Source organism: Burkholderia sp. BCC1996 (assembly GCF_905339955.1).
GTDB lineage: Bacteria > Pseudomonadota > Gammaproteobacteria > Burkholderiales > Burkholderiaceae > Burkholderia.
This window is the reverse complement of the sequence record NZ_CAJPHM010000050.1, coordinates 1-18,773: the sequence shown is the minus strand read 5'-3', so window position 1 is coordinate 18,773 and position 18,773 is coordinate 1. Positions and strand designations below refer to the sequence as shown.

General features: G+C 65.2%; 20 protein-coding genes. 13 read left to right on the top strand and 7 right to left on the bottom strand.

The genetic code is table 11. The features are described 5' to 3' along the window. Positions 1-306, bottom strand: a 306-nt coding sequence (locus tag U4Z64_RS36455) for an acetyl-coenzyme A synthetase N-terminal domain-containing protein (protein WP_321822566.1), incomplete at its 3' end; no start/stop codon positions are given. A 327-nt stretch (positions 307-633) separates the two neighbouring features. Here U4Z64_RS36455 and U4Z64_RS36450 point away from each other — a divergent pair. The 9 genes from U4Z64_RS36450 to U4Z64_RS36410 all read left to right on the top strand — a co-directional run bounded on the left by U4Z64_RS36450 (position 634) and on the right by U4Z64_RS36410 (position 7,922). Further along, on the top strand, positions 634-1,548 hold the full coding sequence (locus U4Z64_RS36450; protein ID WP_321822565.1) for a DMT family transporter: 915 nt from the start codon (positions 634-636) through the stop codon (positions 1,546-1,548). A 113-nt stretch (positions 1,549-1,661) separates the two neighbouring features. Beyond that, positions 1,662-2,267 carry a TIGR00645 family protein gene (locus tag U4Z64_RS36445; protein ID WP_321822564.1) on the top strand — a complete coding sequence of 202 codons (606 nt, stop codon included), beginning with the start codon at positions 1,662-1,664 and terminating at the stop codon, positions 2,265-2,267. A gap of 34 nt (positions 2,268-2,301) precedes the next feature. Continuing rightward, positions 2,302-3,825, top strand: coding sequence for a fumarate hydratase (locus tag U4Z64_RS36440; protein WP_006478316.1), 1,524 nt, complete (start codon positions 2,302-2,304; stop codon positions 3,823-3,825). 193 nt (positions 3,826-4,018) lie between these two features. After that, the gene (gene bfr, locus U4Z64_RS36435) at positions 4,019-4,495 is read left to right on the top strand and encodes a bacterioferritin (protein ID WP_006482753.1); all 477 of its coding nucleotides are present in this window, start codon (positions 4,019-4,021) and stop codon (positions 4,493-4,495) included. A gap of 38 nt (positions 4,496-4,533) precedes the next feature. After that, on the top strand, positions 4,534-5,370 hold the full coding sequence (gene murI, locus U4Z64_RS36430) for a glutamate racemase (protein ID WP_260428140.1): 837 nt from the start codon (positions 4,534-4,536) through the stop codon (positions 5,368-5,370). 161 nt (positions 5,371-5,531) lie between these two features. Further along, positions 5,532-5,768: a bacterioferritin-associated ferredoxin gene (locus tag U4Z64_RS36425; RefSeq protein ID WP_011885486.1), complete on the top strand. Its 237-nt coding sequence runs from the start codon at positions 5,532-5,534 to the stop codon at positions 5,766-5,768. Between the two features lie 217 nt (positions 5,769-5,985). Then, complete coding sequence (locus tag U4Z64_RS36420; protein WP_044849000.1) at positions 5,986-6,714, top strand: energy transducer TonB; 729 nt, start codon at positions 5,986-5,988, stop codon at positions 6,712-6,714. Positions 6,715-6,748: 34 nt separating this feature from the next. Continuing rightward, the gene (locus tag U4Z64_RS36415; protein WP_044848999.1) at positions 6,749-7,480 is read left to right on the top strand and encodes a MotA/TolQ/ExbB proton channel family protein; all 732 of its coding nucleotides are present in this window, start codon (positions 6,749-6,751) and stop codon (positions 7,478-7,480) included. A 13-nt stretch (positions 7,481-7,493) separates the two neighbouring features. Further along, positions 7,494-7,922, top strand: a complete 429-nt coding sequence (locus tag U4Z64_RS36410) for a biopolymer transporter ExbD (protein ID WP_321822563.1) — start codon at positions 7,494-7,496, stop codon at positions 7,920-7,922. 450 nt (positions 7,923-8,372) lie between these two features. Here the strand turns inward: U4Z64_RS36410 and U4Z64_RS36405 are convergent, their stop codons facing one another. Further along, the gene (locus U4Z64_RS36405) at positions 8,373-9,350 is read right to left on the bottom strand and encodes a LysR family transcriptional regulator (protein ID WP_044848996.1); all 978 of its coding nucleotides are present in this window, start codon (positions 9,348-9,350) and stop codon (positions 8,373-8,375) included. Between the two features lie 122 nt (positions 9,351-9,472). Between U4Z64_RS36405 and U4Z64_RS36400 the strand changes: the two genes are divergently transcribed. The 3 genes from U4Z64_RS36400 (at position 9,473) to hemP (ending at position 11,314) form a co-directional block, all read left to right on the top strand. Continuing rightward, on the top strand, positions 9,473-10,345 hold the full coding sequence (locus tag U4Z64_RS36400) for a pirin family protein (protein ID WP_321822562.1): 873 nt from the start codon (positions 9,473-9,475) through the stop codon (positions 10,343-10,345). A gap of 99 nt (positions 10,346-10,444) precedes the next feature. After that, positions 10,445-10,927 carry an SRPBCC family protein gene (locus tag U4Z64_RS36395; protein WP_044849005.1) on the top strand — a complete coding sequence of 161 codons (483 nt, stop codon included), beginning with the start codon at positions 10,445-10,447 and terminating at the stop codon, positions 10,925-10,927. Positions 10,928-11,065: 138 nt separating this feature from the next. Continuing rightward, positions 11,066-11,314: a hemin uptake protein HemP gene (gene hemP, locus U4Z64_RS36390; protein ID WP_044848994.1), complete on the top strand. Its 249-nt coding sequence runs from the start codon at positions 11,066-11,068 to the stop codon at positions 11,312-11,314. A 322-nt stretch (positions 11,315-11,636) separates the two neighbouring features. Here hemP and U4Z64_RS36385 read toward each other — a convergent pair whose 3' ends face one another. The 5 genes from U4Z64_RS36385 to uvrB form a co-directional block, all read right to left on the bottom strand. After that, on the bottom strand, positions 11,637-13,034 hold the full coding sequence (locus U4Z64_RS36385) for a 4Fe-4S binding protein (RefSeq protein WP_321804430.1): 1,398 nt from the start codon (positions 13,032-13,034) through the stop codon (positions 11,637-11,639). Beyond that, positions 13,031-13,873 carry an FTR1 family iron permease gene (locus U4Z64_RS36380; protein ID WP_124489783.1) on the bottom strand — a complete coding sequence of 281 codons (843 nt, stop codon included), beginning with the start codon at positions 13,871-13,873 and terminating at the stop codon, positions 13,031-13,033. The genes U4Z64_RS36385 and U4Z64_RS36380 overlap by 4 nt, the downstream gene beginning before the upstream one ends. Before the next feature lie 58 nt (positions 13,874-13,931). Beyond that, positions 13,932-14,264 carry a cupredoxin domain-containing protein gene (locus U4Z64_RS36375; protein ID WP_006760846.1) on the bottom strand — a complete coding sequence of 111 codons (333 nt, stop codon included), beginning with the start codon at positions 14,262-14,264 and terminating at the stop codon, positions 13,932-13,934. A gap of 55 nt (positions 14,265-14,319) precedes the next feature. Then, entirely contained in the window at positions 14,320-14,871 is a 552-nt protein-coding gene (locus tag U4Z64_RS36370; protein ID WP_044848991.1) for an iron transporter, read from the bottom strand. 219 nt (positions 14,872-15,090) lie between these two features. Then, entirely contained in the window at positions 15,091-17,181 is a 2,091-nt protein-coding gene (gene uvrB / locus U4Z64_RS36365) for an excinuclease ABC subunit UvrB (protein WP_321822561.1), read from the bottom strand. Positions 17,182-17,431: 250 nt separating this feature from the next. Here uvrB and U4Z64_RS36360 point away from each other — a divergent pair, with 250 nt between their 5' ends. After that, complete coding sequence (locus U4Z64_RS36360) at positions 17,432-18,631, top strand: amino acid aminotransferase (protein WP_124489780.1); 1,200 nt, start codon at positions 17,432-17,434, stop codon at positions 18,629-18,631. Positions 18,632-18,773 lie beyond the last annotated feature (142 nt).

Here is an 18,773-nt window from a genome sequence, read left to right as displayed (position 1 = left end):
GACCGCGATGCGCTCGCCGTTGCCGGCTTCGACGTGGCGGTCGAGGCAGTTGTACGACGCGTTGAGTTCGCCGTCGTCGAACCATTTGTAGAACGGCGCGTCGCTCTCGTCGAGCACCTTCGTGAACGGCTTGTGCCAGCTGAGGCCCTCGCGCGCGAGACGCGCCCAGAAGCCTTCGTAATCCTGCTCGGCCTCGGCGGCCAGCGCGCGGTAGGCCGGCATGCCGGAGATGTTGGCCGCCTTCTCGAGCGCCGCGGGCGGCGCAAACTGACGGGTTTCGTGAAGAACCGATTCAATCGCAGACATCGACAACCCCTTGGTGAACATGAATCCTCTGCATGGCGGCGCGATCGTGCGCGCCGCGCGTCTTGGCCGGCGCATGTGCGCCGCTGTCTCCCACCCACCCGCGCGCGGCCCGGAGGCTGCGCACGATGCTGCGCCGCACCACGTCATGCGACGTGGACGTACGGCCCGGCGATATCCACGATAAGCGCTCGAACTTACCCGTCACTTACGCGGCATCACCGTTTCGCACGCCAGCGCCGCCGTGCGGTCGGCTGCATGACAGCCGGCTTTACGCTGTTACAAACGCGACCCTACAATCCTAACTGAACTCGCCCCCCGGACTCCAGCTTGAATCGCTACGCCCTCTTCCTGATCCTGTCGATGCTGTTCGTCGGCAGCAACGTCGGTATCGGTAAATCCATCGTCGTCTTCGTCCCGGTCGCCATCCTCGCCACGCTGCGCTTCGTGATCGCGATCGCCGTGCTGTGGCCGCTGTTCAGCCCGGTGAAGATGCGCGCGGTCCGGCGTGCGGAATGGCTGAACCTGTTCCTGCAGGCATTCTTCGGCACCTTCATGTTTACGCTGCTGATGCTCAACGGCGTGCAGCGCACGAGCGCGGTCGCGGCCGGCGTGATCACGAGCACGATCCCGGCCATCGTCGCGCTGTTCGCGTGGCTGATCCTGCGGGAAAAACCGAACGGCCGTGCGCTCGTGTCGATCGCGCTCGCGATCGCCGGCGTCGTGACGATCAACCTCGCCAACGGCAGCGCAGGCAGCACGTCCGCGCACGGCGCCGGCTCGTCGTCCGGCTCGCTGACCGGCAACCTGCTGATCCTCGGTGCCGTGTGCTGCGAATCGATCTACGTGATCCTGTCGCGCCGGCTCACGCAGACGCTCGCGCCGATCGACATCTGCGCGTACACGCACCTGTTCGGCCTGTGCCTGATGCTGCCGCTCGGCGCGACGGCGCTGTGGCATTTCGATTACGCGAGCGTGCCGGCCGGTACGTGGGCGCTCGTCGTCTGGTACGGGCTGTCGGCCAGCATCTTCTCGTTCTGGCTGTGGATGAAGGGCATCCGGCACGTGCCGGGCAGTCTCGCCGGCGTGTTCAGCGCGGTGCTGCCGGTCGCCGCCGCCGCGTACGGCATCGCGTTCCTCGGTGAGCGCCCGACGCTCGCGCACGGCATCGCGCTCGCGTGCGTCGTGACCGGCATCGTGCTCGCGAGCCTGCGCGTGAAGCGCGTGCCGGCCGCCGCGTCCTGATCCGTCCCCGGCAGCGCCGGCGCGTCGCTGCAGTCGCGCCGGCCGACGCGTTACAATAGCGCGCCTTTTCAAGATTACCCCCGATACCTGCGCACAGCGCCCGTACCACCATCATGTCTGCCCCGCATTCGCCCGGCTTCACCCGCCGTCCCCTGCGCCCGCTACCCGCGCTGATCTTCATGAGCCGCTGGCTCCAGGTTCCGCTTTATCTGGGCCTGATCGTCGCGCAGGCCGTCTATGTATTCCTGTTCCTGAAGGAAGTCTGGCACCTGCTGTCGCACGCGACCGCGCTCGACGAAATCAGCGTGATGCTCGCGGTGCTCGGCCTGATCGACGTCGTGATGATCTCGAACTTGCTGATCATGGTGATCGTCGGCGGCTACGAGACGTTCGTGTCGCGCCTCGGCATCGAGGGCCATCCCGACGAGCCCGAGTGGCTCGACCACGTGAACGCGGGCGTGCTGAAGGTCAAGCTGTCGATGGCGCTGATCAGCATTTCGTCGATCCACCTGCTGAAGACCTTCATCAACCCCGATCAGCACACGACGCACGCGATCATGTGGCAGGTGCTCATCCACGTGTCGTTCCTCGTGTCGGCGCTCGTGATGGCGTGGGTCGACCGCCTGACGACCCACACGCACCCGGCCCATTTCCACGAGACGCATGCGCCGGCGCCGGCCGTGTCCCGCAAATCGGTCGAACCTGCCGTCCACGCATAAACGTATTCCCCACAGTCCCCACAGAGTCTCAGCCATGACCGTCATCAAACAGGAAGACCTGATCCAGAGCATCGCGGATTCGCTGCAGTACATCAGCTACTACCACCCGCTCGACTACATCCAGGCCCTCGGCCGCGCGTACGAGCTGGAAGAGAGCCCGGCCGCGAAGGACGCGATCGCGCAGATCCTCACGAACAGCCGCATGTGCGCGGAGGGCAAGCGCCCGATCTGCCAGGACACCGGCATCGTCACGATCTTCGTGAAGGTCGGCATGGACGTGCGCTGGGACGGCGCGACGATGGGCCTCACCGACATGATCAACGAAGGCGTGCGCCGCGGTTACACGCACCCGGACAACGTGCTGCGCGCGTCGATCGTCAATCCGCCGGAAGGCGCCCGCAAGAACACGAAGGACAACACGCCGGCCGTGATCCACTACGAGATCGTGCCGGGCGACAAGGTCGACGTTCAGGTCGCGGCGAAGGGCGGCGGCTCGGAGAACAAGTCGAAGTTCGTGATGCTGAACCCGTCCGATTCGATCGTCGACTGGGTGCTGAAGACGGTCCCGACGATGGGCGCGGGCTGGTGTCCGCCGGGCATGCTCGGGATCGGCATCGGCGGCACCGCCGAGAAGGCGATGCTGATGGCGAAGGAATCGCTGATGGAGCCGATCGACATCCAGGAAATCATCGCGCGCGGCCCGAAGGACTGGGTCGAGGAGCTGCGCGTCGAACTGCACGAGAAGGTCAACGCGCTCGGCATCGGCGCGCAGGGCCTCGGCGGCCTCGCGACCGTGCTCGACGTGAAGATCATGGCTGCTCCGACGCACGCGGCATCGAAGCCGGTCGCGCTGATCCCGAACTGCGCGGCGACCCGCCACGCACACTTCGTGCTCGACGGTTCGGGCCCGGCCAAGCTTGAAGCACCGTCGCTCGACGCCTGGCCGAAGGTCCAGTGGGAACCGAACACGGAAACCAGCAAGCGCGTCGACCTGAACACGCTGACGCCGGAAGAAGTGGCGAGCTGGACGCCGGGCCAGACGCTGCTGCTGTCGGGCAAGATGCTCACGGGCCGCGACGCCGCGCACAAGCGCATCGCCGACATGCTGGCGAAGGGCGAGAAGCTGCCGGTCGACTTCACGAACCGCGTGATCTACTACGTCGGCCCGGTCGATCCGGTGCGTGACGAAGTGGTCGGCCCGGCAGGTCCGACGACGGCCACGCGGATGGACAAGTTCACCGAGACGATGCTCGCCCAGACGGGCCTGATCTCGATGGTCGGCAAGGCCGAACGCGGCCCGGTCGCGATCGACGCGATCAAGAAGCACAAGGCGGCCTACCTGATGGCGGTCGGCGGCGCCGCTTACCTCGTGTCGAAGGCGATCCGCGGCGCGAAGGTGCTCGCGTTCGAAGACCTCGGCATGGAAGCGATCTACGAATTCGACGTGCAGGACATGCCGGTGACGGTGGCCGTCGACTCGTCGGGCACGTCGGTGCACCAGACCGGTCCGAAGGAGTGGCAGGCGAAGATCGGCAAGATCCCGGTCGCAACCGCTTAAGCGCACTCGCACGAAAGGCCGGACGACGATCCGGCCTTTTTACTTCTCATTCTCATTATTGTGCGCGGCCGGTGCTTCGACGCTGATTCTCATTCCCGGCAAAAGGCAGGCCCGGCAAGGCTCCGAGGCTTGGCATTTCCCGTTCGAGCGATTATCGTTCGGTTTCTGAAGCCCCACTGAACAAGGAACAGCCATGCAAGGCGACAAGAAAGTCATCGAATACCTGAACGCCCAACTGAAGAACGAACTCACGGCGATCAACCAGTACTTCCTGCATGCGCGCATGTACAAGCACTGGGGCCTCGACAAGCTCGGCAAGCACGAATACGACGAATCGATCGGCGAAATGAAGCACGCCGACTGGCTGATCGAGCGCGTGTTCATGCTCGACGGCCTGCCGAACCTGCAGGATCTGCACAAGCTGCTGGTCGGCGAGGAAACCGAAGAGATCCTGAAGTGCGACCTGAAGCTCGAGCAGATCTCGCAGTCGACGTGCAAGGAAGCGATCGCTTACTGCGAATCGGTGCGTGACTACGTGTCGCGCGAGATCTTCGAAAAGATCCTCGACGACACCGAAGAGCACATCGACTGGCTGGAAACGCAGATCGACCTGATCGGCAAGGTCGGCCTGCAGAACTACCAGCAGACGATGATGGGTTCGCCCGAGTAATCGCCCCCCTCGATCGCCACCTTGCCTTCAGCATGACGATGACGAACCACCCCGCCGCCCCCGTCGGCATCTTCGATTCCGGGCTCGGCGGCCTGTCGGTGCTGCGCGCCGTGCGCGCGCACCTGCCCGGCGAGTCGTTCGTCTACGTCGCCGATTCGCACCATGCACCGTACGGTCCGCGCGACGAGGCGTTCATTACGGAGCGTACGCTGGCCATCGGCGAGTGGCTCGCCCGCGAAGGGGCGAAAGCGCTCGTGATCGCCTGCAACACGGCAACGGCGCGGGCGATCGCGGCCATCCGCGAACGCCTGGCGATACCGCTCGTCGGTGTCGAGCCGGGCATCAAACCGGCCGCCGCCGTGTCCGCGACCGGTATCGCGGGCGTGCTCGCCACGCAATCGACGCTGAACAGCCCGCGCTTCCAGGCGCTGCTCGACCGTTACGGCGCGGGCCGCCGCTTCATCTGCCAGCCCGGCCACGGGCTCGTCGAAGCGATCGAACGCGGCGACACGAACTCGCCCGCGTTGCGTGCGTTGCTCGAGCGTTACCTGCAGCCGATGCTCGACGACGGCGCCGATACGCTGGTGCTCGGCTGCACGCACTACCCGTTCTTCACGGAAACGATTCGTGACCTTGTCGGCGACCGCCTGACGATCGTCGACACGAGCGACGCGATCGCCCGCCAGCTCACGCGCGTGCTCGACGAACGCGGCCTGCGCGCGCCGGCCGGCACGCGTGCCGCGCCGCCGCGCTTCTGCTCGACGAGCGACGGCCTGCAACTGCGCGCGCTCGCGTCGTCGCTGCTCGGCCTCGACGTTCCGGTCGAATCCGTCACCATTTCCTCGCCGAACGCGCGCGCCTGCGCGACCGCCTGAAGCGGGCCGGCATGCCGCCGGTTCGCCCTCTCCCGCCGCGGCTGCGCCGCATCCTCCATTTCAAGGGTCCGATGACCTTAAAAAAAGCCGAACCCAGGCTTGTCAACGCCCGCAAATTTAATGATAATAATTCGCATTAACGTTAGCTATCGCAACTCATCATGATCGTCTGCGTGTGCAAGTCTGTTTCCGATCGCAAGATTCGCGCGTCCCTCGCCGAGGGCGTGAGTTCCTTCGATGAACTCCAGTTCGAGCTCGGCGTGGCCACGTGCTGCGGCAAGTGCGAGGAGTCCGTACGCGACCTCATGGCCGAGCAAGGCGTCTGCGCGAGCCGGTGCGGCGTCGAGCACCACGCTCACCCGATCCCGGTCACGTTCTACGACCGCAAGGCCGCCTGAGCGGCGCCGAGCGTACGCACGCGGCTGCGGCCGCATTTGATGTCCGACCGTCAGCAAGCCATCTTCCGCGCGAGCCAGCGGCTTACCTGCCAAGGAGCCTGTCATGGAATTGCTGATCGGATTTGTGACCACCGTGTGCATCTCGCTGCTGATCTTCCGCAAGTAACACCGATTCACCCGCCGCGCCCCGGGTGCGACGTCGTCCTTTCAAGCTAACATGCAGGCTTCGCAATCCGCTCCTGCCGGCGTCCTGCCGGCTGCCCCACGTATGAATCCCCGGGTCATCACCGTCGCGGTCGGTGTGCTTGCCGCACACGCGATCATGCTGGCGGCCGCCTGGCTCCATCGCAACGCGCCGCCGCCGAAAGAGATCGAGGTCCAGTCGATCACCGCGCAACTCATCCCGCCTGCGCCTGCCGCTCAACCGGTCGCGGTCCAATCGGCCGCGCAGCCCGCGCCGCCGAAGCCCGTGCCGCGCGAGAAGCCCAAGGTCGAGCCGAAGCCCGTGCAGAAGGCGGTCAAGCCGACGCCTCAGCCGGTCGCGCAATCCCCGTCGCCGACGCCCGCGCCGGCGGCTGCCGATCCGACACCCGCTCCCGCCGCGCCTGCTCCTGCCGCGCCGGCCGCCGCACCCGGCCCGGCTCGCGAGACGATGCAGGTCAGCGCGCCGAAGAACGTATCGGCACTCAGCTGCAATTTCGTGAAGCCCACCTATCCGTCGATGTCGCGCCGCCGCGGCGAAACGGGCACGGCTTATGTTCACTTCATCATCGGCGTGACGGGCAAGATCGAAAGCGTGCAGTTGCAGAAGAGCAGCGGCTACCCGCGTCTCGACGAAGCCGCGCTCGATGCGACGCGCGCCAGCACCTGTCCGCCGTACATCGAGAACGGGCAGGCGATTCGCGCCGCCCATACGCTGCCCTTCAACTTCACGCTCGACGATTAACCCGCCTCATTCGGAAGATTCAAAGGAAACAAAAATGCAAAGCTACGGTATCGCGCACGTCTGGGCGCAAGGTGATTTCGTCACGCGCGCCATCGCGATCACGCTGCTCGTGATGTCGGTCCTGTCGTGGATCGTGATCATCGTCAAGGGCTGGAACGTGGTTCGCCTGAACCGTCTCACGAAGAATGCCGAGCAGGCGTTCTGGCATTCGGACGATTTCGACGACGGCATCAAGAAGCTCGGCCTCGCCGCATCGACGCCGAGCGACAACCCCTTCCTCGCGCTCGCGCTGTCGGGCAAGGAAGCCGCCGATCACCACCATCAGACGCAACCGCACCTGCACGACCGCATGGACGTGTCGGACTGGGTCACGCGCTGCCTGAAGGACACGATGGACGAAGGCATCTCGCGCATGCAGGCCGGTCTCGCGATTCTCGCGTCGATCGGCAGCACGGCGCCGTTCGTCGGCCTGTTCGGCACGGTCTGGGGCATCTACCACGCGCTGCTGGCGATCGGCGCAACCGGCCAGACGTCGATCGACCAGGTCGCGGGTCCGGTCGGCGAATCGCTGATCATGACGGCCTTCGGCCTGTTCGTCGCGATTCCCGCGGTGCTCGGCTACAACGCACTGACCCGCGCGAACAAGGGTGTCGTCAGCAAGCTGCGCCGCTTCGCGCACGGTCTGCACGCGTACTTCGTGACGGGTGCGCGCCTCGCATCGTCGTCGCCCCGCGACGGCCTGCGCCTTGCTTCGCGCGCCAGCTGAGACGGGGTGAACCATGGCAATGAACACCGGCTTCAGCGATGACGACGAAGATGGCGTGATGAGCGAGATCAACATGACGCCGCTCGTCGACGTCATGCTCGTACTCCTGATCATTTTCCTCGTGACGATCCCGGCGATGCAGCATGCGGTGAAGATCGACCTGCCGCACGCGAGCAGCCAGCCCGTCGACGAAAAGCCGCAGACCGTCGACGTCGCGATCCAGGGCAACGGTACGATCCTGTGGAACGAACAGACGGTCACGCGCGAGCAACTGCAGGCGCACATCACGGAAGCGGCACAGCATCAGCCGCAACCGGAGTTGCACCTGCGTGCCGATCGCAAGGTTGCCTATGAACGTGTGGCCGAAGTGATGTCCGATGCGCAGGCCGGCGGCCTGACGAAGCTCGGCTTCGTGACGGAGCCGACTGCGAAGGCGAAGTAACGCACGCGCATTTCGCGCGTCGCCGAATGGCTGGGTCGTAGCGCTTCACCGGTTTCGCGTGGCTAGCGGCACCTGGCCGGCCACACCTAGCCGGCCGCACCTAGCCGGCAGCGCCTAGCCGGCCGCACACAAAGTAAAAGGCCTTCATCGCCAGATGAAGGCCTTTTTTCATGCGCACGCGGGCGCCTTCGGGCGGCGGGCTCTTCGGCGGTATCGGTTGCGCCTCGAGCAACGCAAATGCGGCTACCGTGGTCTGCACGGACTGCGCGTTCTGCCCTATCTGGCTCGCAATATATGCGGCCACCTGATTCCGCTCAGAACTTCCTTCGCGAAATGGGATTTCAATATAGGCCTGCCCGCGGATGCATTCAAGGTCCCGGCGATTGAAACTTGCGATTGCAGGCGGCGCTTCAATGACAAAACAAATTTGCCACGCCGCGCATCTTGCATTCAGGTGGCCGAAGCATCGGCCGCCGCCGCATCCTTCTTCGCGCGCTCGGGACAGCCCGGCTGCTTGTATTCGCCGTGGTCGAGCTTCTCGACCAGATAGTCGACGAACGCGCGCACCGCGGGCGGCATCCCCTGCCGCGACACGAACACCGCGTAGAGCTGCGGCACCGGCAGCGTCCAGCCCGGCATCACCGGCGACAACTGCCCCGCGCGCAATGCATTGCCGTACATCATCTCGGGCAGCGCCGCGATGCCGAGGCCGTCGAGCACGGCCTCGCGGATCGTCATCAGGTCGGCCGTCACGAGCCGCGGATCGTGCTCGTGCAAATGACGCGAGCCATCCGGTGCGATCAGGCTGAACACGTGCCGCCCGTCGACGCTCGGCGTATCGAGCGTCTCGAAATGGGCCAGATCGTCCGGCACGAGCGGCGGCGCATTCTGGTTCAGCAGGCTCGGCGCGCCGACCAGCATCTGCTCGGTCCGCCACAGCGGCCGCACGACGATGTTCGCGTTCTGCGGCGGCTCCGAGCGCACGCGCAACGCGACGTCGATCGAATCCTCGAACAGGTCGATCACGCGGTTGGTCACACGGATGTGCACCTTGACCTCGGGATAGCGGTGCAGGAATTCGGGAAGGATGCGCGACAGCATCGTCTGCGACAGGGTAACGGGGACGCTCACGCGCACCGAGCCGCGCGGCGACGCGCGCAGCTGCTGCACGGCGTTCATCGCGGCCTGGGCCTCGGCGAGCATCGCCTGGCAATGCTGGTAGAACAGTTCCCCCGCCTCGGTCAGCGCGAGCTTGCGCGTCGAGCGCTGCAGCAGGCGCACGCCGAGCGCCGCCTCGAGTTCGGTCAGGCGCCGCGACAGGCGCGATTTCGAGATGCCCAGTACGCGTTCCGCCGCCGAGAAACCGCCGTGTTCGACGACCTGCGAAAAGTACATGAGGTCGTTCAGGTTGTGTGCATCGATGTTCATGTCATCGTTCCAATTTCAGAACAATCCATTGCGAACCGCCGCAAATCGGCCGGTAAAACGCCCAATATAATAGCGCTATGTTTCAAAAATGACGCTATTCCGATGTTATCGAGGGCTTATGCATGACGACCGCTCGCTCGCTTGACCGCACGTACCCCGCGCTTCGCACGACCGAAGGCGGCGGCTTCGTGGTTCACCGTCCGTTCCCGACCCGGCTGCTGATGGATTTCGATCCGTTCCTGCTGCTCGATGAAATGGGCCCCGTCGACTATGCCCCTGGCGAAGCCAAGGGCGCGCCCGACCATCCGCATCGTGGCTTCGAGACCGTCACCTACGTGCTCGACGGGCGTTTTCGTCATCGCGATTCGGCCGGCCATGCCGGCACGCTCGGGCCCGGCGACGTGCAGTGGATGACGGCCGGCGCGGGCGTCGTGCACAGCGAAATGCCGGATCCCGAGTTCGCTCGGGCCGGCGGACGTTCGCACGGCTTCCAGCTGTGGGTCAATCTGCCGCGCCGCGACAAGCTGATCGCACCGCGCTACCAGGAGATCCCGGCCGGCCGCATCCCGAGCGCGACGTCGCCGGACGGCCGCGCGCAAGTCCGCGTGATCGCCGGCGAAGCGTTCGGTGTGCGTGCGGCAATCGAGACGCGCACGCCGATCCTCTACCAGCATTTCACGCTGCAACCGGGCGCAACGGTCACGCAGCCGGTGCCGGCAGGGTATCGCGTGTTCGCCTACCCGCTCGACGGAGCCGGCCGCTACGGGCCCGACAGGCAGCCAGTCGACGCACGGAACATGGTCGTCTACGGTGACGATGGCGATGCGGTGACGTTCGAGGCCGGCGATACGCCGCTCGACCTGCTGCTGATCGGCGGCGTGCCGCTCAACGAGCCGATCGTCCGCTATGGCCCGTTCGTGATGAATACCGAGGAAGAGATCCGGCAGGCCGTCGTCGACTACCAGACCGGCCGCATGGGTCGCATCGAAGCATGACGTCCGCTCGGGGGCGCAGGTGCCGCGAAACCGCTCGTTTTGCGTCACAATGACTTCTTGAACCATGTGGCTGCCCGCCACCAGAAGGAACCCGCCCCCGTGAACTTCGAACATCTGATCCAGATCAACTCCGACGATCCGGCCGTGCCGTCCCTGACCCGCGACCAGCTCTGGGAAGGCCTCGTACTGCGCGCCGAACAGCCGCAGCTGTTCGTGATCGGCCTCGACAGCTGTGTCGTCCACGAACGGACGGACACGACGCTCGAACGCGAACTGCACTACGGGCATGCGACCGTGCGCGACCGCGTGACGTTCACCCCGAACCAGCAAGTGCGCTACGACATCCACGCGGCCGGCGGCGAAATCGGCGGCTCGCTGACGATGACGATCGAGGAGCGCGACGACCACGAGCTGTTCCTGCGCTTCGAATACCGCACGACGCTGACCGTCACGGACGACAGCGAGGAAGCGCGCCAGACGCATGGCATCGTCAAGGAAGCGTATCGCACGTCGGACATCGACACCGTGCGCCTGATTCGCGAATACGCTCAGGGGCGCAAGGACCCCGACCCGCTCCACTGACGTCGGCGGCGGCCTGCGGGCCGCCCATTCGACTCAGGCTATCGAATTCGTCATATCGATCGATAAAGAGTTTTTGTAAATGGGAATAGTTATCATTTAGAATTCATTCCATCGTATCGACAGTCACCGATCAACCGAATGACCGACACCACGCGCCCGACCACGCTGAGCTTGCGCCGCCCGACCGGCACCGCAAGCGCCAACCGTCAGAAGACGGCAGCGGTCACGACGCCGGCGAAACCCGCCGCTAGTAGCCGCGATGCCGGCACCCGGACTCTCAGCAGCGATGCGCTGCTGCAAGGCCACAGCCACATCAGCATCGCGCATAACGGAGAGACGTATCAGTTGCGTGCCACGCGGCTCGGCAAACTGATCCTGACGAAGTAACGACAGAGTATTGTGGGGACCACCTCCCTGAGAGGTGTTGGGCAGTAGCCAGCGTAACGGCTTGCACGCGAGATCTAGACCCCTTCGTGCAAACACACTCAAGCAGCCGTTGCAGCAAGCCAAGCCACTTTTTTGGTTCTCGCACAAGGAAGAAAAAAGCGACACGTCGAAGGACGTGTCGCTTTTTCGTTTGGGCGTCCGGATGCAAGGGAAAAAGCATCGCGGTTGTCTGCGCTGCGGCTTCGACGCGTTCCGGAGCGACGCAGCGGGACCACCCTCTCCGGTTGCGCCGGAACCCGGCCGCAAGGCCTTCAATCCCGCATCAGAAACCCCAGAACATCAGCCACCATGCGCTGTCGACCACGGCCAGGCCTGCCGCGAACCACGCGAATGCAGCCAGCCGGCGCGGCCATGCCGCATAGCGCCCGGTCACTTTCCATGCGAGCCAGGCGCTCCACGCATTCGCGCCGACCAGAATCGCGATGCGCACGTCGGCTGCCCAGCCGAGCGGCACGTGCTCGGCCCGCAGCAGCGACAGTGTCGTCGCAGACAGCCCGAGGAACACGCCGGCTCCTGCGATCGGGATCAGCGCCTGCGCGAGATGATGGAGACGCGTGCGATCGAAGCGTCCGAGCATCAGCGTCGCGCCAGCCAGCAGCACGAGCAGCGCGGTGCCGTACACGAGCCCCGTGCCGACGATGTAGCTGACGATCAGCCCGCCGTCGAGCCACGAAAACACGTCGTTGCGATCCGGATAGTGCGTGAGCAGGAACCACGGTGCATTGGTCTCGAGCGGCCACGTGATGTCGTGATCGATCAGCCAGCCCGCGAGCCATTGCTTGATCTGCACGAACCACGGGCTCACGGTCCAGTGGAACGCACCGATCGCGACGCCGAGCAGGCCGTACAGGATCAGCGCCGTGTCCCACGGGCTCGCCTGCTGCGCGCCGAGGTTCACGACCTCGTCGGACGGCGAGCGCCACGACAGCTCAATTGCGTCGCGGTGCCCGCTGCAGCGGCCGCACATGTGGCATGCGGCGGCGCCCTTCATGTTGCGCAACGGCACGAGCGGCGCGCAATTGATCGGAATCACGCGATGCCCGTGCTCGCCGTTCTTGTACGAGCGGCGCCACGCATCCTCGTCGACCTTGTAGCGCATCGGCGCGAGCCGCGCGAGCAGCCCGAACACGCCATTGACCGGGCACAGATACTTGCACCACACACGCTTCTCGCGGCCGTACAGCACGCCGATCACGATCGCGCCGACGGTCGAGCCGCCGAGTACGAACAGCACCGCGAGCGGGTACTGGTACACGCTCACCATCTGCCCGTAGATCGTCGTGAGCCCGAACGCGACGAACGGCCAGCCGCCCCACCGCATCCAGCGCGGAATCGCGCCGCCGCGGCCGAACTTGCTCGCATATTCGGTCAGCGCGCCTTCCGGGCACAGCACGCCGCACCAGACGCGGCCGAGCATCACCATCGACAGCAGCACGAACGGCCACCAGATGCCCCAGAACACGAACTGCGCGATCAGCGTGAGATTGTTCCAGAGGTGCGCGGAATCGTCCGGCAGCGGCAACACCGCCGGCACGATGATCAGGAATGCGTAGACGCCGACGACGACCCACTGGATGCCGCGGATCACCGCGCCGTGGCGCTGCATCCACTGGCCGGCCTGCGCGAGCCAGCCCGGCTTGGCTGCTGCGACGACACTCATGCCGCGCGGCCTGCAGGAACGGCCGGACGACGGCTCGCGCGCTTCATCAGCAGCCAGACCACCGCCCAGTACACCGCATAGGCGATCAGGTTGGTCAGCGCCGGATGCGCACGATAGCCGGTCAGCGTCGCGACGAGCGAACCGAACGTGCCGGAATCATCGAGGATCCCCGACGTGTCCCACACCTGCGAAATGCCGAGCGGCAGGATTTCCTTGTCGATCAGCTTGTCGACGCCGGTCTGGAACAGGCCCGCGCCGAGGAACAGCAGCATCACTTCGGTGACACGGAAGAAATGCCGCCACGAGAAGTACTTGCCGCCGAGCTGCAGCAGATAGAACGTGAGGAGCGCGAGGCCGAGGCCGATCACGACCGCGAGCATCTGGCCGCCGTCCACGTGCCCCGACTGGCCGAAACCGAGGCCGTACAGGAAGATCACCGTCTCGCTGCCTTCGCGTGCGATCGCGAGTGCGACCAGCACGGCGACGCCCCACCAGTTCGAATCGCGCGTGCTCTGCTGCAGCGACTGCTCCATGTCGCGCTTCAGCGTGCGGCCGTGCCGGCGCATCCACAGCACCATCTGCACGATCAGCACGCACGCGATCAGCACCATCGCGGTCTGGAAATAGTCCTGCGCGTCGCCGGACAGCACTTCGGTAAAGCCGACGAGCGCGGCGCCGAGACCGACGGCCATCAGCAGGCCGACTGCCACGCCCGTCCAGAGAAAGGGCAGGCCGCGGCGCGCGTCGTCGTCGCCGTTCTTCAGCCATGCATAGAGGATGCCGACGACGAGCAGCGCTTCGACGCTCTCCCGCCAGACGATGAACAAGATCTGACCCATTGAATCCTCCTGACGTGCGGGGCAAGGCACGCGTACGCCCGCACGCAGATAAAACGCATTACTTCGCGACGATCACGCCCTGTGCCTGCTGGTGGAAATCGTCGAAAAACTTGTATTCGCCCGGCGACAGCGGGGCGACGACTACGAACGAATCGGCGCCCGGCGCAAGCACCTTTTCCTTGCGCAGCTGCACGCTCTCGAATTCGGCGGCGCCCTTGCCGGTATTCCGGATCTCGATCTTGAAGCGCTGCCCGGCCGGCACTTCGATACGGGCGGGATTCAGCTTGCCGTCCGTCATCTCGAGCTTGAACGTCGGCAGATCGGCGGCATGCGCCGCGCCGGCGAGCCACAGCGCGGCGGCTGCGGCGACGATTTTCTGGGGAAATTTCATTCTGGGTTCTCTACGCCGACGGCGCGCCGAAGCGCGCCGTCCGTGATGCCACCGATCAGTACCCGCCCTTCTTGCCGATGCCGGCGAACGGGAAATCGTATTCGAGGGTGATGGGCTTGAACCAAGCGCCCACGCCCGTTTCCTTGTCGACGTGACGGCCGAACGCCATGTGGCCCGACTGCATCGGCGGCTTGACGGTCATCGTCAGGTGGTACTTGCCCGGGCCGGCCAGCTTCACGTTGTCGCCATAGTGCGGGCCGTCGCTCGCGACCATGCCCATCAGGTCGCCTTCAGCCTTCCACTTCGTGTCGCCCTGCTTCGTCAGCTTGTACGTGACCTGCAGGTACGGCATCCAGTCGCCTTCCGCGAAACCCGTCGGGTTGTTCTTGACCGCGTGGATGTCGGCCTCGAGGTGGATGTCCGAATCCGACGCCTTGCGCATCATCCCTTCCGGATCCATCGTGATCGGCTGCAGGTACACCGCGCCGATTTCCATGCCGCCCTGGATCTGCTGCTTGCCGATCGGATATTCGGCTGCCGTTGCCGACATCGCGGCAAGCGCCGCCGCTACCGCAACCGACGTGCGGATGAACGAAGAACCCAACATGGACACTCCTTGTTATTTGTCTGGTGACTTGCGCGCCGCCGGTCAGGTCCGCGCGCTGGAAACACTAACGCAACGAATAACGTTAATGCGAACTATTCTCAATACTTGCGAAGTTTAGCACCGAACCGGCTCCGGAACAAACGAGACACCGCGTAAACCCCTGATCCGACAAGGCTTACAACGGTGTTACCAGAAGATTTCAGTGACGTTTGGAAAGATTTACCGGCCGCCGTCGACGTGGTCGCCCACGTTCGCGCCGAACACGCGCTCACGCAGCAGCGCAAGCTGGTCGCGCGTCGCCGCGGCCTTTTCGAACTCGAGGTTCTTCGCATAGTCGGCCATCTGCTTTTCGAGACGCTTGATCTCTTTCGAGATCTGCTTTTCCGACATGTCCTCGAACTTCGCGCGTTGCTGCGCTTCCTTCAGCTCGGCGCGCGCTTCGTCGGCGTTGTAGACGCCGTCGATGATGTCCTTGATGCGCTTCACGACGCCGCGCGGCGTGATGCCCATCTTCTCGTTGTGCGCGATCTGCTTCGCGCGGCGCCGCTCGGTCTCGCCGATCGCGCGCTTCATCGACTCGGTCATGTTGTCGGCATAGAGGATCGCCTTGCCGTTCACGTTGCGCGCCGCGCGGCCGATCGTCTGGATCAGCGAGCGTTCGGCGCGCAGGAAGCCTTCCTTGTCCGCATCGAGAATCGCGACCAGCGACACTTCCGGGATGTCGAGGCCCTCGCGCAGCAGGTTGATCCCGACCAGCACGTCGAACGTGCCGAGCCGCAGGTCGCGGATGATCTCGACCCGCTCCACCGTGTCGATGTCGCTGTGCAGGTAGCGCACCTTGACGCCGTGGTCGGCCAGGAACTCGGTGAGCTGTTCGGCCATCCGCTTCGTGAGCACGGTGATCAGCACGCGCTCGCCGGCGTTCACGCGCGCGTTGATCTCGGTCAGCACGTCGTCGACCTGCGAGCTTGCCGGGCGCACTTCGATTTCCGGATCGACGAGCCCGGTCGGCCGCACCACCTGCTCGGCCACCTGCCCCGTCACGCGCTGCTCGTAGTCGGCCGGCGTCGCCGACACGAACACCACCTGGCGCATCTTGCGCTCGAACTCGGGGAACTTCAGCGGCCGGTTGTCCAGCGCCGACGGCAACCGGAAACCGTAGTTCACGAGGTTTTCCTTGCGCGCGCGGTCGCCGTTGTACATGCCGTTCAGCTGGCCGATCAGCACGTGCGATTCGTCGAGCAGCATCAGTGCATCGGGCGGCAGGTAGTCGACGAGCGTCGGCGGCGGCTCGCCGGGCGCGGCGCCCGAGAAGTGCCGCGAGTAGTTCTCGATGCCCTTGCAGAAGCCGAGCTCCTGCAGCATCTCGAGGTCGAAACGCGTGCGCTGCTCGAGGCGCTGCGCCTCGACGAGCTTGCCGTCGCGGTGGAAGAACTCGAGGCGCTCGCGCAATTCGTCCTTGATCGTCTCGACCGCCCGCATCACGGTGTCGCGCGGCGTCACGTAGTGCGACGACGGATACACGGTGAAGCGCGGGATCTTCTGCCGCACGCGCCCGGTCAGCGGGTCGAACAGCTGCAGCGTCTCGACCTCGTCGTCGAACAGCTCGACGCGCACGGCCAGCTCCGCATGCTCAGCCGGGAAGATGTCGATCGTGTCGCCGCGCACACGGAACGTGCCGCGCTGGAAGTCCTGTTCGTTGCGCGAATACTGCATCGCGATCAGCCGCGCGATCACGTCGCGCTGGCCGAGCTTGTCGCCGGTGCGCAGCGTCAGGATCATCTGGTGGTATTCGGACGGATTGCCGATACCGTAGATCGCCGAGACCGTCGCGACGATCACCACGTCGCGGCGCTCCATCAGGCTCTTCGTCGCCGACAGCCGCATCTGCTCGATGTGCTCGTTGATCGACGAATCCTTCTCGATGAACAGGTCGCGCTGCGGCACGTACGCTTCCGGCTGGTAATAGTCGTAGTACGACACGAAGTACTCGACCGCGTTGCGCGGGAAGAACTCGCGGAACTCCGCGTAGAGCTGCGCCGCAAGCGTCTTGTTCGGCGCGAACACGATGGCCGGGCGGCCGAGCCGCGCGATCGTGTTGGCCATCGTGAAGGTCTTGCCCGACCCCGTCACGCCGAGCAGCGTCTGGAATGCGAGGCCGTCGCCGACACCTTCGACGAGCGTTTCGATCGCGGTCGGCTGGTCGCCTGCGGGCGGGTATGGCTGGTACAACTGGAACGGCGACCCTTCGAAGGTCACGAATTTCGATTCGTCGAGCGCGTCGCCGACTTCGGCGTGATGTTCGGACATGGAGTGCGGCCGGAGCGAGGGCAAAAAAACTATTCTAGCGCTTCGCGGCGTTGCGGACCGCTGACGGCTCCTGACGCGCGGCAGCGGTCCGAAATCGCAATTCGGCGCGCAATCGCCGCCTCCGGCAGCGTGAATTCGCTACAATGTCAGGCTGCTGCGCTTTCCGGCGCCGTGCCCGTTGGCGCGCGGTCCGCTGCGCCCGCCCCGCCGGTTGAAAGCCTGACCCTCTTTTCACTACTGCCGAATCATCATGTCGCTCTTCTCCGCTGTCCAGCTTGCTCCCCGCGACCCGATCCTGGGCCTGAACGAAGCCTTCAACGCCGATACGCGTCCGACCAAGGTCAACCTCGGCGTCGGTGTGTACACGAACGAAGAAGGCAAGATTCCGCTGCTGCGCGCCGTTCGCGAAGCGGAAAAGGCGCGTGTCGACGCCGGCCTGCCGCGCGGCTACCTGCCGATCGACGGGATCGCCGCGTACGACGCAGCGGTGCAGAAGCTGCTGCTCGGCAACGATTCGCCGCTGATCGCCGCAGGCCGTGTGGTCACGGCGCAGGCACTGGGCGGCACGGGCGCACTGAAGATCGGCGCCGATTTCCTGCGCACCGTGAACCCGAACGTGAAGGTGGCGATCAGCGACCCGAGCTGGGAAAACCACCGCGCGCTGTTCGAAGCGGCCGGCTTCGAAGTCGTCGCCTACCCGTACTACGACGCCGCAACCAACGGCGTGAACTTCGAAGGCATGCTGTCGGCGCTGAACAGCTATGCAGCCGGCACGATCGTCGTGCTGCACGCGTGCTGCCACAACCCGACCGGCGTGGATCTGACCGAAGCGCAATGGCAGCAGGTCGTCGACGTCGTCAAGGCACGCAACCTCGTGCCGTTCCTCGACATGGCCTACCAGGGCTTCGGCGAGAACATCGAGGCCGATGCCGCCGCGGTGCGTCTGTTTGCCGCGGCCGACCTGAACGCGTTCGTGTCGTCGTCGTTCTCGAAGTCGTTCTCGCTTTACGGCGAGCGCGTCGGCGCGCTGTCGATCATCACGTCGAGCAAGGAAGAAGCGACGCGCGTGCTGTCGCAACTGAAGCGCGTGATCCGCACGAACTACTCGAACCCGCCGACCCATGGCGGCGCCGTCGTCGCGGCCGTGCTCGCGTCGCCGGAACTGCATGCTGCGTGGGTGCAGGAACTCGGCGAAATGCGCGACCGCATCCGCGCGATGCGCAACGGTCTCGTCGAGCGCCTGAAGGCAAGCGGCGTCGATCGCGACTTCAGCTTCATCAACGCGCAGCGCGGGATGTTCTCGTATTCGGGCCTGACCTCGGCGCAAGTCGATCGCCTGCGCGAAGAGTTCGGCATCTACGCAGTCGGCACCGGCCGGATCTGCGTTGCTGCACTGAACACGCGCAATCTCGATGCGGTCGCCACCGCAGTCGCTGCGGTCCTCAAGTAAGCCGGCGCCAGCGGGTGGCAACCCGCTCTGCCGAAACAAAAAACGCGCTCCCCGGAGCGCGTTTTTTCATGCCGTTCTACTGTCAGCGAATGCTCGCTGCAGCACGAGCGGCGCGCAGCGCGGCCGCCCGTGCCGGAGCCCG